Source organism: Acinetobacter calcoaceticus (assembly GCF_016508255.1).
Taxonomy (GTDB): Bacteria; Pseudomonadota; Gammaproteobacteria; order Pseudomonadales; family Moraxellaceae; genus Acinetobacter; species Acinetobacter calcoaceticus_E.
Genome location: NZ_JADVKT010000001.1, coordinates 95,623 through 109,753 on the forward strand (window position 1 = coordinate 95,623; position 14,131 = coordinate 109,753).

The window sequence follows — 14,131 nt, forward strand, 5'->3', positions numbered from 1 at the left end:
AAAGATAGTTTTGCTATACTAAACAAGCAAAGTTAACCGTTGTTATAAAATTTTATGCATGATTCCGTCCTTGACTCACATCATTCAGTATGTGAGAAACCCCAAACACGCAGAGGTATAGAACGTCGCTTAGCTCTATTGCTAAGCGCAACCGAGCTGTTTTTGGATAAAGGATATGAAGCCGTTTCTCTTGATGACATTGTTAATCATGCTGGCGGCTCAAAAGCTTCTATCTACAAATATTTTGGCAATAAAGATGGCTTATTTACCGCAATTTGCGATTATCGCCGTGAAATGTTCTTTAAAGATATTTGTGTACCATTTCAACCTTCCCAAACATCATTACGCAACTATTTAATTCAAACACTTATTCGTTTTTATACTCATATTATTCAACCCGAACATATCGCTTTTTTACGGTTGGTTATCGAACAAACACAATACAATGCAACTTTGAGCAAATACCTATATGAAAAATGTGCTCAAGATGTACAAAATACAATTGCTCAGGCACTTCTAATTTCCCATCAAGCTGAAGAAATTCTTTGCACATCTCCAGATCATTCATCACTCATGTATTTTGGAATTTTACGTGACATAGAATGGCGCATGATTATGGGGATGCCTCTACCACCTACTGAGGAAGAAGTAATTGATTATATTAACTATTGTGTTGATGTTTTCTTGAGGGGCCATCATAAAATCTAATTCTTTTGCATTTTAAAATGCTTATAGTATAGTAGACTTCTTTTTTCCCACATCCACCCAGCCAACAACAGATAATTGTTGTTTTTCATAACAATTATTATGGAGTAGCTACATGGCTCTAAGACATTTCCTGACTTTACGTGATTTATCCACTCTAGAACTTAATCGCATTTTAGAACGCGCAAGCGAGCTTAAAAAAATGCAGCATGACAATAAGGTATACCAACCTTTTGTCGGTAAAGTATTGGGAATGATTTTTGAGAAATCAAGCACGCGTACACGAATCTCTTTTGAAGCAGGCATTAATCAATTTGGCGGTAGCGCGATTTTCTTATCACCTCGCGATACGCAACTGGGTCGTGGTGAACCAATTGAAGACTCAGCACGTGTAATTTCAAGTATGCTTGATATTGTGATGATTCGTACTTTCAGTCATGACATTGTTGAACGTTTTGCATCATATTCAAAAGTTCCCGTTATTAATGGTTTGACAGACGACCATCACCCTTGCCAGCTACTTGCCGATTTACAAACTTATATTGAACACCGCGGCAGCATTAAAGGTAAAACTATTGCTTGGATTGGTGATGGCAATAATATGTGTAATTCATATATTCAAGCTGCACACATGATGAGTTTTAAACTTAAAATTGCATCGCCAAAAGGATATGAGCCTAAAGCTGAATTTTTAGCAGAGTTTGGCCATTGTGTCGAAGTTTTTGACAATGTAGAAGATGCTGCCGTAAATGCTGACCTCATTGTGACAGATGTATGGGCAAGCATGGGACAAGAAGAAGAACAGAAGCTTCGTGAAAAAGCCTTTGCTCCTTTTCAGGTCAATGAAAAATTAATGGGACTTGCGCATCCTGAATGTTTATTCATGCACTGTTTGCCAGCACATCGCGGCGAAGAAATCTCTGAAACCATGCTGGACCATAAAAATGCAGTGGTCTGGGATGAAGCGGAAAACCGCCTACATGCGCAAAAAGCTTTAGTAGAATTTTTATTGAATGAAAATCTAAAAAAAGCTTAACTATTTAGATAAAAACAGCATCTTTATGGTGCTGTTTTTTATTTTATAAGACTTGTACTCTTCCAGTTAATTATTTTTAAAATTTTGATAACGTTGTCGAATATATAAGCAGGCTGTATTTCAACTATTCCCTAGAATCGTGTATAACATTGTACACAATAAGCTAAGCCTACTCTTGTAGAGTGCGATCATGACAACCCTTGAACAATCATTATCTCAAATTCCCGCATTTTCGATGATTCACGAACATTTATTTTGTTCAGCCCAACCTTCAGTTGAACAACTGAAATTGATTAAGGAATATGGTTGTAGCACAGTCATTAATCTCACCTTAAGTAATGCCCCAAACCATATTGAGAATGAAGACCGTATTTGTTTAGATATTGGTTTAAATTACATCCACATTCCAATTGACTGGGAAACTCCCTCTGCCGGGCAATGTTTACTCGTGCTCGATCTTATTGATCACTTGGTTCAAAATGAAATTGTTTGGGTACATTGTTCTAAAAACGACCGCTCAAGTTGTCTAATGTATGTTTACAGACAGTTTTATATGAATATGGACATGCCTACTTCTCAAAATTTACTACACGAAATTTGGGAACCTAATGAAACTTGGACAGGGCTTATTCATAGTATTACCTTACAGTTACAAGGCCGTAAGGCAACTCTCGAGCTTCAACAGTCTTTGCAACAGGCCGATCACTTAGTGTGATAAGAGACGAGTACTGTTGCTGTAGCTAAAATACCCTCTTGACGACCGGTAAACCCGAGTTTTTCGGTTGTCGTTGCTTTAATACTGATTTGATTAATATCTACATTTAAAACATCAGCAATGCTTTGACGCATCTCTAAATTATGCTTAGCTAATTTAGGGCGCTCACAAGCCACCGTAATATCAGCATTATTTAACTGATAACCGCGGTCCAATATTAATTGGTAAACATGCTTTAACAATACTCGGCTATCTGCGCCCTTAAATTCTGGGTCTGTGTCAGGAAAATGTTGTCCAATATCTCCGAGTGCCAAGGCACCTAACAAAGCATCACATAAGGCATGGAGCACCACATCACCATCAGAGTGTGCTTTCAAGCCATGTGTATGTGGAATTTGAATGCCAGCCAATGTAACGAAGTCCCCCGCCTCAAAGGCATGCACATCCATTCCTTGTCCAATGCGAATTTGAGCAACCATATAACTATTACCTTCCATAAAAACTTAAGAAATCTTGTATTCAGCCTTTCTGTTTCGCTATAGTACACTTAGCAAAGTAGACTGAAAGTATAAGCGATCATGCTGTCTAATACTGATATGAATCAATTGAAAAGATTAAGTTTTGCCGTGACATTGAGTTGTTTCTGTTCACCTCTTGTCTTTGCAGAATCAATAGACTGCTCTAATAGTGGAGCTGAGCTTAAAATCTGCTCAAAAACATTTAGTGAATCGAGAAAACAACTCAATAATAAATATCTTTCTGCATATTTAGTTACTGATGCCCCCTTACAGCTTTTACAGGATACGCAAAAGTTATGGTCTAAACACACTGAGCAATGCAAGAGTAATACATGCATTCAACAACAGTTTGATTTACGTACTGATGACCTAAATTTTTATGCATCACTTAAGCAAACACTTACCCAACATTATCTTAAGTTTGAAAATGGACGCATAGCAGCGCAGCCTGTTCATATTCAAGTCCATCAGCTCGCAAAAGATAAAATCAAGATTGAAGGAATAGCATACCGCAATCCAAATAACCGTAAAGAAACTCAAACAATTTCTTTAATGGCCTATAGTTCACCTGAACAAAAAAGTGAAATTTTAGACAATGAACATAACTGTAAATATCAGTTTAATTTTCAAAAAGCTTTACTGAATGTGAAAACCCAACAAAAAGGCTGTGAGCGTTTTAGCGGAATCTACCGATTATATGATTAATACGTGAAATAAAAGCCAGTGTTTAAACACTGGCTTTTTTAATTTCTAGACTGGATATTTTTGGGCAATATCCTGCCCCACTAAAACTGCGGTTGCCGCAGACAAAGTCCACCCTAAGTGCCCATGTCCTGTATTGTAGAAAATACGAGGTTGTTTAGACTGCTTCACCACAGGCAGCATATTCGGCATCATCGGTCTTAAGCCGGCCCAAGGTACGACATGTTCAGTTGAAATATCAAAGTTACGGTTTACCCAATTTACTAAAGGTTGAATACGATCAGCCCGTATATCGCGGTTATAACCATTAAATTCAGCAGTTCCCGCCACACGCAACCGATCTTTACCTAAACGAGAAGTCACAATTTTAGCACTCTCGTCTAATAAGCTGACCCACGGTGCATTCTTTACACTTTGTTCATCCTTTAATTGTACGGTAATTGAATAACCTTTTACTGGGTACACATTTACTCGCTCTCCAATCATATCGGCGAGTTGATAACTTCCTACACCACCACAAACAACCAGAAGATCAGCTTCGAGTTGAATATTCTCAGTTTCTGAAAGATGTGGATGCTCTGCACTTGGCTGACAACTTACGATCACTTTGTCTGTATGGCACTTAATATCTGTGACTTCTAGCCCGAATTTATATTCAACGCCGTATTGTTTAGTCTTTTCAGCCAAAGAGGTTGAATATTTATGAATATCCCCCGTTGCATCACTTGGCGTGTAATAGCCACCAAAATATTCACCCGTTAATGATGGCTCTATCGTTTTCATTTCATCAGGTGAAACCGAATAGCGCTCCAATTTGCCTTTATTCAAGACATCATTAACTTGTTTAGCAATCTCGTAGTCAGCCTTACTATGATACATATGGAGAATGCCACGTTTCTCCAAATCAAACTGAAGCTGCTCTTTTTCTGCAACTTCAAACAAGCGCTTACGAGCCAGCAATGCCAATCGGACCGTCTCGATCGTATTAGCTTCATAGTGTTTAATATGGGATAAGAACTCAACCAGCCAGCTATACTTATGCAAACTAAATGAAGGGTTCAGCAATAACGGTGCATCTTTTTGTCTCATCCACTTAAAACCCTTAACAACTGTGGCTTTCTGGTTCCATACTTCGGCATTACAAGCCGATAATTGCCCTCCATTGGCAAATGATGTTTCCATTGCAGGATATAAATGTCGATCAATCACTGTGACTTGATAACCCAGTTGCGATAATTCATAGGCAGAGGTAACCCCTGTGATTCCCGCACCTATCACAATAACATGTGGCATAACAGACTCCTCAGAAATGCAAAACATTTCATCAGTACAGCCCATCTGTCATTGGTACCTGAGAGTTTCGACCCCAACGTTACCTTTTAACGTTTAGATCTTCCCCTTCGGTGAGTTTATAATTTATAAGTTATTATTTTCACTTCTTATAAATCTAAGCTTCTCTCCAGATTTTTTAATTATTACAGTCCTTCTGCCTGAGAGTTTCCGGGCTTGTTGCTCCTTCGGCGGGTTCTTTCGAACCTCTCTCCCGCAATAATTTTGTATTTATATAAGCAATGTATCTGCCACTTTAAAAAAAACGCATTCTTTTCTTGTAAACTTTTGTACCAGCAATTATCAATTTATAAATCATTAATTTAATTATAAAAATAAAAAAGGCGAATCTTTACAAATTCACCTTTTATGTTTAATTAGAATTTTCCATTGAGTATTGGGTCTGAAACTGTACCCTTCCATTGCTCACGCAAGGTAGGTAAATAAAATTTCTCACCGATAGTGACCAATTCCGCATCAATCAATGCGTGAACTTCGTGCATAAAAATATAATCAAGTGCAACCAAAGAAAGTTCATGATTTTTTTGTGCTGTTTTCTTACGTTTCGCTTGAGCTTGTTTCACTAACTCGTTCGCAAAGTTTTTATCTTTATAAGCCGTAATTGCATTTAAACGGAGTTCAATAACACCCCATCCAGCCAATAATTTTTTAAAGACATCAAAATCTTCTGAAGTTGATTCCCATGTTACATTTTCTAGATCATTATCATCAGGTAAAACTGGCAATAACAAGTCACCTGTACTTGGGAAAATCTTTTTAAGATTTAACAGAAACTTAACAGGCTGATCACCGGGATAATCATTAAATTGCACTTGTTGTTGGGTATCTGTTAAATAAATAGAGAGCATTCAAAAAATCCTTAACTAAGCTTCTGTTTTTAATTAATTTATTTCAAATATTGCAAAAAATATGCAAAACAAAAACAATATAAAAACAGGACAAGGTGGGCATTTTAACAATTATGACAGCTTATTCAACGCTAATTCGCCATTAATTAGTGAAACTTACACCCTCTTGATAAAAAGCCCTCCGAAAAGAGCTCTTTGTTGATGCAGGTTCAATTCTTGTTACTGCTAAAAGCCGACCAATCACTAGTCTTCAAAAGGATGCTTATGCCTTAATAGATAAAACTAATAAGACTTTTTGAATAATGCTATTCGCTTTATTTCTAGATTAAATTTCAGAAATGAACTCTTCTGTCGTTTTTAACTGAGCAAAAGCATTGCTTAAAACTTGGTTATGATGATCAATGATTTGCGGAGCATTTAAAGCTACTGAATCAGTTGTTGTATGTGCGTCTGAGATGAGTATTACTTTATATCCATGTCCTGCAGCAGCCCTCATAGTTGTATCAATACAATACTCAGTTTTCATTCCAGTAATTATGATTTCATCAACATCAAGTTTCTCTAATACTTCTTTTAAAACAGTATTCTTAAAACTGCTAGGGTACATTTTTTCAATGACTCTATCTGTATGTGGATTAAAAGCTAACTCTGTGATCAATTGAGTATTCGGGCCATTTGGATCTAATGGTGTACCTTTCTGACCGACATGCCGAATAAAGATAATGGGTCTATCATTCAAGCGACAATATTCAATAAGGCTAAGAATATTTGAAAGTACAAGTTGAGCATTATGTGGCTTAGACGGGCCGTTAAATAGGCCATTTTGCATATCAATGACGAGTAAAGCCGATTTTGAGTTACTACTGAGTTTTTCCATAATCTTTCTCTGTAAAACCAATAATGAACAGAGAAAAATTAACCCAGCCATTATTGGCTGGGTTTGGTTATATTATTAAGTCACTTTAATAAAAATCACACGCAGCCTTCTTTAAAGGTCGTGGTGGTGGTAATTTTATTTAATAAACAGTTCATTCGTTTTAACTGCCCATAATTAAAGCGTAAATAACCATACCATACCTTTGCCAAAGAAAACAAAGCTTTTAACTTTTTGTTATGCGGAGAATCTTTTACTCTTAATTAGTTCTTACACAAATATTTCATAATAAAAAGCGAATTTATTTAACCGAAAGCAAATATTCATATGCTGTTTTTTCATTACTCTCTAATTTAATGATCGCATCAGTTTCATCATTCAAAGTAAGGTTAAATACCTTCTCACCATCATAAGAAATTTGATGGCCCATACGGAATTCTGAATCAATTGACTCAAGAATAATAAAACTCCCTTCGATATTCGAAGCGATAAAGTAAATATTGTTCCGATGAACATATCTAATTGTGTACATCACTATTTAAATTCCATCTAAAAAATTATGTTTTTTCTTAAATAATAAAAAAGCTCACGCCCCCTACTCAATCGGAAATAAACCTAGCGAAAAATCATCGCTCAACTAATATACAAATATTACAGAAATACTTAACAATAAAAAACCCCGCCATTAGTCGATACTAGTCGGGTTTCTTATACCCTCATACATTTGATAGAACTAACATCCGCGCTACAGTAGGTGGAAACATTGGTAAACAACCTGACAACATAAATTGCTAAAACAACGATTGATTTAGTCTTTTCCATTGATTTGAGCTTAAAAGAACGTAGCAAAAATAAAGTTTAGTTATGACATTCTTATTTCAACGTATAAAAAAAGCCCACTCTTTCAAGCAGGCCTTCCCCTTATGATTTTTTGCGCTGATCATTCAGGACTTTTGTTGTACTTAGCAACTCGCGGATATTACAGAAGTCTTTAAGAATAAAAAAGCCCATTAGCAGAGATTATTTACTATTTGGTAAAACCATTTTTTCAGGTTTAACCACTTCATCAAATTGCTCTGCCGTAACTAAACCAAGCTCAACAGCCACCTGCTTTAAAGTTTTATTTTCTTTATAAGCAGTCTTTGCAACTTTTGCAGAATTTTCATAGCCGATAACAGGGTTTAAAGCGGTTACCAACATGAGAGAATTATGTAAGAAGTGATCAATCTTGTCGCGATTAGGTTCAATTCCCACTGCACAGTGATCATTAAAACTATTACAAGCATCGCCAAGCAACTGAATAGATTGCAATAGATTGTAAGCAATCACTGGCATAAATACGTTTAATTCAAAGTTACCTGATGCACCTGCCACATTGATAGTCGTATCATTTCCAAGCACTTGTGCAACAACCATCGTCATTGCTTCGCTTTGTGTTGGATTGACTTTGCCCGGCATAATACTTGAACCAGGTTCATTTTCTGGAATACGGATTTCACCGAAACCACAACGTGGCCCACTGGCCAACCAACGAATATCATTTGCAATTTTATTTAAACTAACTGCAAGCGTTTTTAATGCACCCGAAGCGAAAACCGCAGCATCACGTCCTGCAAGTGCTTCAAATTTATTAGGTGCAGTTACAAATGGTAAGCCTGTAAGTGAGGCAAGCTGAGCTGCTGCTTTTACGGCATAATCAGGATGTGCATTTAAGCCAGTCCCTACCGCAGTACCACCCAATGGTAATTCATATAAACCTGTTAATGCTTGTTGTAAACGCACTACACCATGCTCAAGTTGAGACACATAACCACTAAATTCTTGACCTAATGTTAACGGAGTTGCATCTTGCAAATGGGTTCGACCAATTTTAACAATAGACTGAAACTCATCTGATTTTTTTTGCAAAGTGGCTTTAAGCTGCTCTACCGCAGGAATGAGTAACTCATTAATTTGCAAACTTGCAGCCACATGGATTGCTGTTGGAAATGAATCGTTTGTAGACTGTGCACGGTTAACATGATCATTTGGATGTACAGGTTTTTGAGCGCCTAAAGCCTGCCCCAACTTTTGGTTTGCAATATTTGCAATCACTTCATTACAGTTCATGTTACTTTGCGTACCAGAACCCGTCTGCCAGACCACTAAAGGAAACTGTGAATCCCACTTACCATCAATGACTTCTTCAGCCGCACCCACAATATATTGACTCAAATCTTGCGGTAATTGCTCAAGTCCAGCATTCGTTATAGCAGCAGCCTTTTTTACCAAGCCCATTGCTCGAATCATGGCACGGGGTAATCGTTCTTGCCCGATTTTGAAATTCTGTAAGCTGCGTTGAGTCTGTGCTCCCCACATTGCTTCATTCGGAACTTCAATCTCACCCATAGTGTCATGTTCAATTCGTGTTTGCATAGAAACCTCAGTTGTCTGGTTAAAGAACTCACGGGCTGAAGCAAGGCTTTGCTCTGGCTAGTTAATTTTAATATCGTACTCAAGCATACTATTTTTGTAAATAAGAATCATTATCTTATCTTCCATTTAATGTATTTTGATAAAAACGCCATTCATCTTCAATCATTTGTTTTAACGGTCGTTTAGGTGTCCATTTTAATAATGTTTGTGCTTTCGTTATATCTGCCCCAACTTGTCCTAACTCAACATGTTTGTAAATCGCAGGTTGAGTCGCAATTTCAGCTTGGGTTACTTGCGAAATTTCATCTAGCAATTGACGAACAGAGTGAACCTGGTCATGGGCAATATTGAATGCCTCACAACAATGTGTTTGATCACGCAACCAATGTAAGCTTGCACTTACGGCTTCACACACATCTAAAACATGTAGAAAACTGCGTTCAGTCGTATGATCTGATGTTTCAGCTTGATCTTGTAATTCGATTAAATCACGTTGCATAGCTGCAACTTGCATAGCAAGCGGCACAATATTTTTTGGAAGCTGAGCAACATATTCACCTAATACCCCATGCTCGAATGCACCCACAATATTAGATAAACGCAAAATCGCAATTTTCCACTCATGGTCGATTCTGTAAGTATCACGGATAATTTCTTCAATCATCTGCTGAGACTTAATATAAGGGTTAGGATAAGAATAATTAAATTCTTCTGTTTCGCTTAATTGCAAACTAGATTTCCCATAGGCTGCAAGGCTAGACAGATGAATGAAATGTCGTACACCTGTGCGTTGCATAGCGCGTAGCAAACTCATGATGCAACTTACATTATCATTATAATATTCAAGAGGTTTGAGATTAGACTCTTCAATTGATTTAAATCCGGCAGTATGAATCACTGCATCAATGGAGTATTGCTCAAACACCTTATTCAAAGCGGGCGTATTACGTACATCGAGTTTCACAAACGGAACATACATACCAGAAATGAATTCCAGCCGCTCCAACGTTTGCAGGGTTGAATTAGCCAAATTATCGACAATTACCACTTCTTGACCCTGAGCCATTAGACTCAAAGCAATGTGTGAACCGATAAAGCCTAAACCACCTGTCACTAAAATCATTGTATACTTACCTTTCTCTTAATGTATCTACGCCCATTTAGACGTATGACCATAGTGAATTCTCAATGAGTACATTACTACTAATTACCTCTGCTCCTACTTCCATTCATGCTTGGCATGCGTTCGGACTTGCTCAGGCACTCAAAAGTAAAAATGAAGACTTCCGTGTATTCTTTTACCAAGATGGCGTGCAGGTTGCGAATGATTTTCAATGGGTACCTGACGACCAGCGTAATTTAACGCATGAATGGCAAAAGCTTTCGATTCGACTTCCTGTTTGTGTGAGTGCTGCCCTCGCTCGCGGTATTACAGATGCAGAAAATGCCAGTCGCCATAACCTGACTCATCACAACCTTGCCAAAGACTTTGAACTCGTCGGGTTAGGTGAACTTGCTGATGCAGTACAGTCAGCATCTCGTCTTATTCAATTTTAAGTTACTTTGTTTGCTTAGATTGTTGCTTTTAAAAGGTATATTGTGTGAAATCTGTACTCGTCATTTTAAATCAAGCCAATTTAACCAGTCTTCAAATCAATGAAAGCCTTTCTGCTACTATGGTTTTAGCAACCTTTGGCTCACCAGTCAAAGTATTATTGAAAGATGCTGCTCTTAGTCTTTTGCAAGATGACTTAAGCTTTGACCAGCTTCATCATTCTTTCAAAGTGGCCTCAAATATGGTCGAAAGTTTCGAGTTCTATGATTTGAGTCCTATTCTGATTGAAAGTAAGAATCAGCAACATCCTTTTGTTCAAAAAACCGAGCAAGAAATTGAGTTCGTTCAGCTGAATGCCGAATTTATTCAATCTTTTGATCATGTTCTATATTGGTAGATGAAGGTGTAAGTTTAATGAATCCATCAACACTTTATCTCGTGCAATCTTCTTACCATAGCACCCCTAAGATTATTGATGAGTTGCGTGATCTTTTTCAGGCAGGTGACCAGATTGTTTTTATGGGCGATTCTGTTGCACAAATTTCATCTACTCTTCTTCTAGAGTTTAATGCTATTTCTTGCTTGGTTCTTGAAAAAGATTTGCTTGATGCAAACCTCTTAGATCAGATGAATATCTTGAACTATGAACAATTTACCGATCTAGTTTTAGCGTTTAATCGCTGTATTTCTCTTAAATAATATATTTAGGCTGTTTCATGAATTTAGAATTAGACCAAGACGGTCATTTGGTTGATTATACGATTTGGACGCCTGACGTCGCAAAAGAACTTGCCAAATCACTCGATCTTGAGTTAACCGATTGGCATTTTGAGGTTTTAGCTGCAGTTCGCCAGTTTTATCAACAGTTTGGGCACTCTCCTGCAACTCGCCCGCTCATTAAATTTTTAATGAAAACGGTAAGTCCAGATATTAATAATGCTGTTTTACAGCAACAATTTAACACTGGTTTAGTTGCCCGTCATTTAAGTCGTTTGGCAGGTGTTCCCAAACCAGCAAATTGTTTATAAGCTTAAGTAAATTTTTTAGCAGCAGCTACACACAAAATTGTCGCTGCTGTAACTATTAACATGGACCAGCTTACTTGTTCATGTAACAAGGCAGCAGCAATACCCAATCCCATTAAGGGTTGTAAAAGTTGTAGTTGGCTAATAGCTGCAATTCCACCTTGAGCAAGTCCTTTGTACCAAAAGAAGAAACCAATTAGCATACTAAACAAAGATACATAAATAAGACCAACTAGCGCTGATGTAGATACACTCTGAAATGAAGTAGGCATATAAAAAATAGTTAGCAATAGCATAAAAGGTAAGGACAAAATAAGTGCCCAGCAAATCACCTGCCATCCACCTATTTTTCTTGAAAGTACCCCGCCTTCTGCATAACCAAAGCCACAAAAAATAATCGCCATCAACATATAAAAGTCTCCTATTCCAAGTGATGTATCACCAGAAATAAAAAACATATAAGCGAAAACAACTGCACTCCCCAAGACTGCAAATATCCAGAAAAATTGATTCGGTTTTTCTCCACCTCTCAGCACGGCAAATATTGCAGTTGCGAGCGGCAAAAGGCTAACAAAGACAATAGAATGGGCAGCATTCATATATTGCAGGGCAAGCGCTGTAAACAAAGGAAATCCTATCACCACCCCGAGGGCTACAATAGTAAGGGGCCACCAATCTTGCTTGGCTGGCTTTTTTTGTTTTAAAACCAAAATAAGGATAAGCCCTAAAATACCAGCAATCGCTGCACGTGCTGCGGTTAAGAAACCAGGTTCAAACCCCATTACTGCTACACGTGTTGCTGGTAATGACCCTGCAAAAATAGCCACGCCAATAAAACCATTCACCCAGCCATTCATAAACCTATTCATAATTTTCTCCGTCACTGTACGAAGAATTTAAGCTGTGCTAAGGTGATAAAACCATATACAAAGCAGTACAATTCAAAAGAACTGTTATGTATAAATAACCAGTACAGTTAGGATTTAAGTCATTGCAACAGACAAAAACAAAGATTGAAATTGTCATTTCTGAGATTGAACAACAAATAAAAAACCGATCTTTAATGCCCGGCGCACGCTTACCTTCTGTTCGCAAATTAGCAAGTGATCTTGGCTTTTCTGTATCAACAATTGTGGAAGCCTATGAAAGGCTTATTGCATTAGGAAAAATTGAATCACGAACAGGGTCAGGCTTTTATATTGTTGGCCCACTTGCGCCTCTATCTTTAAGTGAGTTAAGTCCTCAGTTAGAAAGATCTGTAGACCCGCTATGGATTTCTCGTCAGTCTTTAGAAGCAAAAGCTGGTGTTTTTAAACCCGGTTGTGGCTGGCTACCTGATGACTGGATGCCGTTAGACAGTATTCGTAAGGGTTTAAGATCTGCGGCAAGGAGTTCAGACGCTTGTTTAATGGGGTATTCAGCCCCGTTAGGATTACCAGCTTTACGCGATTTATTGGCAAGACGTGCCCAATCAAAAGGAATAGATGCAAATTTAAATCAAGTGCTTTTAACAGATTCAGGAACTCAAGCGATTGATTTAGTTTTCAGGTTTTTACTAAAGCCCGATGATGTCGTTTTGATTGATGATCCTTGTTATTTTAACTTTCATGCTTTGCTCAAAGTGCATCAAGTTAAAGTGGTTGGGGTACCTTACACTGCAAATGGTCCAGACTTAGAAGCATTTAAAGAAGCCATCGAGAAATATGACCCTCGCCTCTATATTACTAATTCAGGCATTCATAATCCAACTGGGGCTACCCTTTCTCTTTCCACGGCGCATCAATTATTAAAGTTGATTGAACAATCTAATTTAATTGTAGTAGAAGACGATATATTCTCAGATTTTGAATATACACCTGCTCCGAGACTTGCCGCTTTAGATAATCTTTCACGTGTAATTTTTATTGGAAGCTTCTCTAAAACATTATCTGCATCTATTCGTTGTGGCTATATTATTGCTAAACCAGAATGGGTTGATCAGCTCACCGATTTAAAAATTGCCACCACTTTTTCGCATAACGGTGTTTCTGCAGAGGTTTTGCTTTCCGCTTTGACAGATGGTTCTTATCGCAAACATTTAGAGTTATTAAAAGTCCGTTTAGCAAAAGCCATGCATGACACCATTACCAAGCTAGAACCGCTAGGCATACGACCATGGATTAAGCCGCAAGCTGGTATTTTTGTGTGGTGTCATTTACCAGAAGGTTTAGAAGCTTCAAAAATTGCGAAATATTGTATTAATCATAATGTTATTCTTGCGCCAGGAAATGCTTTTAGCCAAGCTCCCAATGCTGGTCAATTCATACGTTTTAATGTAACACAGTCAAATCATGACCATATCTATAAGACTCTAGCTGATGCAATTCAACAAGAGTCTTCATAATTTAT

17 protein-coding genes and 1 riboswitch are annotated in these 14,131 nt (G+C 37.6%); of the genes, 9 read left to right on the forward strand and 8 right to left on the reverse strand.

Going from position 1 to position 14,131, the window contains the following annotated elements:
- Window positions 1-54 precede the first annotated feature (54 nt).
- The 3 genes from I5515_RS00480 to I5515_RS00490 all read left to right on the forward strand — a co-directional run bounded on the left by I5515_RS00480 (window position 55) and on the right by I5515_RS00490 (window position 2,456).
- Window positions 55-708 carry a TetR/AcrR family transcriptional regulator gene (locus tag I5515_RS00480; protein ID WP_199964249.1) on the forward strand — a complete coding sequence of 218 codons (654 nt, stop codon included), beginning with the start codon at window positions 55-57 and terminating at the stop codon, window positions 706-708.
- Window positions 709-820: 112 nt separating this feature from the next.
- Window positions 821-1,741 (forward strand): ornithine carbamoyltransferase, encoded by a 921-nt coding sequence (argF, locus tag I5515_RS00485; protein WP_199964250.1) that lies wholly within the window; start codon window positions 821-823, stop codon window positions 1,739-1,741.
- A gap of 190 nt (window positions 1,742-1,931) precedes the next feature.
- The gene (locus I5515_RS00490; RefSeq protein ID WP_199964251.1) at window positions 1,932-2,456 is read left to right on the forward strand and encodes a protein tyrosine phosphatase family protein; all 525 of its coding nucleotides are present in this window, start codon (window positions 1,932-1,934) and stop codon (window positions 2,454-2,456) included.
- On the opposite strand, the gene ispF is transcribed toward I5515_RS00490, so the two are convergent.
- Window positions 2,444-2,935: a 2-C-methyl-D-erythritol 2,4-cyclodiphosphate synthase gene (gene ispF, locus I5515_RS00495; RefSeq protein ID WP_199964252.1), complete on the reverse strand. Its 492-nt coding sequence runs from the start codon at window positions 2,933-2,935 to the stop codon at window positions 2,444-2,446. The two genes, I5515_RS00490 and ispF, sit on opposite strands and share 13 nt — an antisense overlap.
- 99 nt (window positions 2,936-3,034) lie before the next feature.
- Between ispF and I5515_RS00500 the strand changes: the two genes are divergently transcribed.
- Window positions 3,035-3,679, forward strand: a complete 645-nt coding sequence (locus I5515_RS00500) for a hypothetical protein (protein ID WP_199964253.1) — start codon at window positions 3,035-3,037, stop codon at window positions 3,677-3,679.
- 45 nt (window positions 3,680-3,724) lie between these two features.
- Here I5515_RS00500 and I5515_RS00505 read toward each other — a convergent pair whose 3' ends face one another.
- The 6 genes from I5515_RS00505 to I5515_RS00530 form a co-directional block, all read right to left on the reverse strand.
- On the reverse strand, window positions 3,725-4,969 hold the full coding sequence (locus I5515_RS00505; protein WP_199964254.1) for a D-amino acid dehydrogenase: 1,245 nt from the start codon (window positions 4,967-4,969) through the stop codon (window positions 3,725-3,727).
- Between the two features lie 175 nt (window positions 4,970-5,144).
- Window positions 5,145-5,232, reverse strand: a riboswitch (glycine riboswitch).
- Between the two features lie 150 nt (window positions 5,233-5,382).
- Window positions 5,383-5,874: a hypothetical protein gene (locus tag I5515_RS00510; RefSeq protein WP_199964255.1), complete on the reverse strand. Its 492-nt coding sequence runs from the start codon at window positions 5,872-5,874 to the stop codon at window positions 5,383-5,385.
- Between the two features lie 325 nt (window positions 5,875-6,199).
- Window positions 6,200-6,751, reverse strand: a complete 552-nt coding sequence (locus I5515_RS00515; protein WP_199964256.1) for a cysteine hydrolase family protein — start codon at window positions 6,749-6,751, stop codon at window positions 6,200-6,202.
- A 298-nt stretch (window positions 6,752-7,049) separates the two neighbouring features.
- Window positions 7,050-7,280 (reverse strand): hypothetical protein, encoded by a 231-nt coding sequence (locus I5515_RS00520; RefSeq protein WP_199964846.1) that lies wholly within the window; start codon window positions 7,278-7,280, stop codon window positions 7,050-7,052.
- A gap of 488 nt (window positions 7,281-7,768) precedes the next feature.
- On the reverse strand, window positions 7,769-9,163 hold the full coding sequence (gene fumC, locus I5515_RS00525) for a class II fumarate hydratase (protein ID WP_199964257.1): 1,395 nt from the start codon (window positions 9,161-9,163) through the stop codon (window positions 7,769-7,771).
- Window positions 9,164-9,278: 115 nt separating this feature from the next.
- The gene (locus I5515_RS00530) at window positions 9,279-10,286 is read right to left on the reverse strand and encodes an NAD-dependent epimerase/dehydratase family protein (protein ID WP_199964258.1); all 1,008 of its coding nucleotides are present in this window, start codon (window positions 10,284-10,286) and stop codon (window positions 9,279-9,281) included.
- Window positions 10,287-10,351: 65 nt separating this feature from the next.
- Between I5515_RS00530 and tusD the strand changes: the two genes are divergently transcribed.
- From tusD to I5515_RS00550, 4 genes are read left to right on the forward strand one after another with little or no spacing between them, the layout of a single operon-like run.
- A complete protein-coding gene (tusD, locus tag I5515_RS00535; protein ID WP_199964259.1) occupies window positions 10,352-10,720 on the forward strand; it encodes a sulfurtransferase complex subunit TusD in 369 nt (122 codons plus the stop codon).
- 44 nt (window positions 10,721-10,764) lie between these two features.
- Entirely contained in the window at window positions 10,765-11,115 is a 351-nt protein-coding gene (locus I5515_RS00540) for a hypothetical protein (RefSeq protein WP_199964260.1), read from the forward strand.
- 17 nt (window positions 11,116-11,132) lie between these two features.
- The gene (locus I5515_RS00545; protein WP_199964261.1) at window positions 11,133-11,417 is read left to right on the forward strand and encodes a DsrH like protein; all 285 of its coding nucleotides are present in this window, start codon (window positions 11,133-11,135) and stop codon (window positions 11,415-11,417) included.
- A 17-nt stretch (window positions 11,418-11,434) separates the two neighbouring features.
- Entirely contained in the window at window positions 11,435-11,746 is a 312-nt protein-coding gene (locus I5515_RS00550) for a TusE/DsrC/DsvC family sulfur relay protein (protein ID WP_199964262.1), read from the forward strand.
- Window positions 11,747-11,748: 2 nt separating this feature from the next.
- Here the strand turns inward: I5515_RS00550 and I5515_RS00555 are convergent, their stop codons facing one another.
- Window positions 11,749-12,612 carry a DMT family transporter gene (locus tag I5515_RS00555; RefSeq protein ID WP_199964263.1) on the reverse strand — a complete coding sequence of 288 codons (864 nt, stop codon included), beginning with the start codon at window positions 12,610-12,612 and terminating at the stop codon, window positions 11,749-11,751.
- Between the two features lie 122 nt (window positions 12,613-12,734).
- Here I5515_RS00555 and I5515_RS00560 point away from each other — a divergent pair, with 122 nt between their 5' ends.
- Window positions 12,735-14,126 (forward strand): PLP-dependent aminotransferase family protein, encoded by a 1,392-nt coding sequence (locus I5515_RS00560; RefSeq protein ID WP_199964264.1) that lies wholly within the window; start codon window positions 12,735-12,737, stop codon window positions 14,124-14,126.
- Window positions 14,127-14,131 lie beyond the last annotated feature (5 nt).

Excerpts from the sequence above, each read along its gene's own strand:
- I5515_RS00480 (WP_199964249.1), top strand. The coding sequence starts at position 55 with ATGCATGATTCCGTCCTTGACTCACATCATTCAGTATGTGAGAAACCC.
- argF (WP_199964250.1), top strand. The coding sequence starts at position 821 with ATGGCTCTAAGACATTTCCTGACTTTACGTGATTTATCCACTCTAGAA.
- I5515_RS00490 (WP_199964251.1), top strand. The coding sequence starts at position 1,932 with ATGACAACCCTTGAACAATCATTATCTCAAATTCCCGCATTTTCGATG.
- ispF (WP_199964252.1), bottom strand. The coding sequence starts at position 2,935 with ATGGTTGCTCAAATTCGCATTGGACAAGGAATGGATGTGCATGCCTTT.
- I5515_RS00500 (WP_199964253.1), top strand. The coding sequence starts at position 3,035 with ATGCTGTCTAATACTGATATGAATCAATTGAAAAGATTAAGTTTTGCC.
- I5515_RS00505 (WP_199964254.1), bottom strand. The coding sequence starts at position 4,969 with ATGCCACATGTTATTGTGATAGGTGCGGGAATCACAGGGGTTACCTCT.
- I5515_RS00510 (WP_199964255.1), bottom strand. The coding sequence starts at position 5,874 with ATGCTCTCTATTTATTTAACAGATACCCAACAACAAGTGCAATTTAAT.
- I5515_RS00515 (WP_199964256.1), bottom strand. The coding sequence starts at position 6,751 with ATGGAAAAACTCAGTAGTAACTCAAAATCGGCTTTACTCGTCATTGAT.
- I5515_RS00520 (WP_199964846.1), bottom strand. The coding sequence starts at position 7,280 with ATGTACACAATTAGATATGTTCATCGGAACAATATTTACTTTATCGCT.
- fumC (WP_199964257.1), bottom strand. The coding sequence starts at position 9,163 with ATGCAAACACGAATTGAACATGACACTATGGGTGAGATTGAAGTTCCG.
- I5515_RS00530 (WP_199964258.1), bottom strand. The coding sequence starts at position 10,286 with ATGATTTTAGTGACAGGTGGTTTAGGCTTTATCGGTTCACACATTGCT.
- tusD (WP_199964259.1), top strand. The coding sequence starts at position 10,352 with ATGAGTACATTACTACTAATTACCTCTGCTCCTACTTCCATTCATGCT.
- I5515_RS00545 (WP_199964261.1), top strand. The coding sequence starts at position 11,133 with ATGAATCCATCAACACTTTATCTCGTGCAATCTTCTTACCATAGCACC.
- I5515_RS00550 (WP_199964262.1), top strand. The coding sequence starts at position 11,435 with ATGAATTTAGAATTAGACCAAGACGGTCATTTGGTTGATTATACGATT.
- I5515_RS00555 (WP_199964263.1), bottom strand. The coding sequence starts at position 12,612 with ATGAATAGGTTTATGAATGGCTGGGTGAATGGTTTTATTGGCGTGGCT.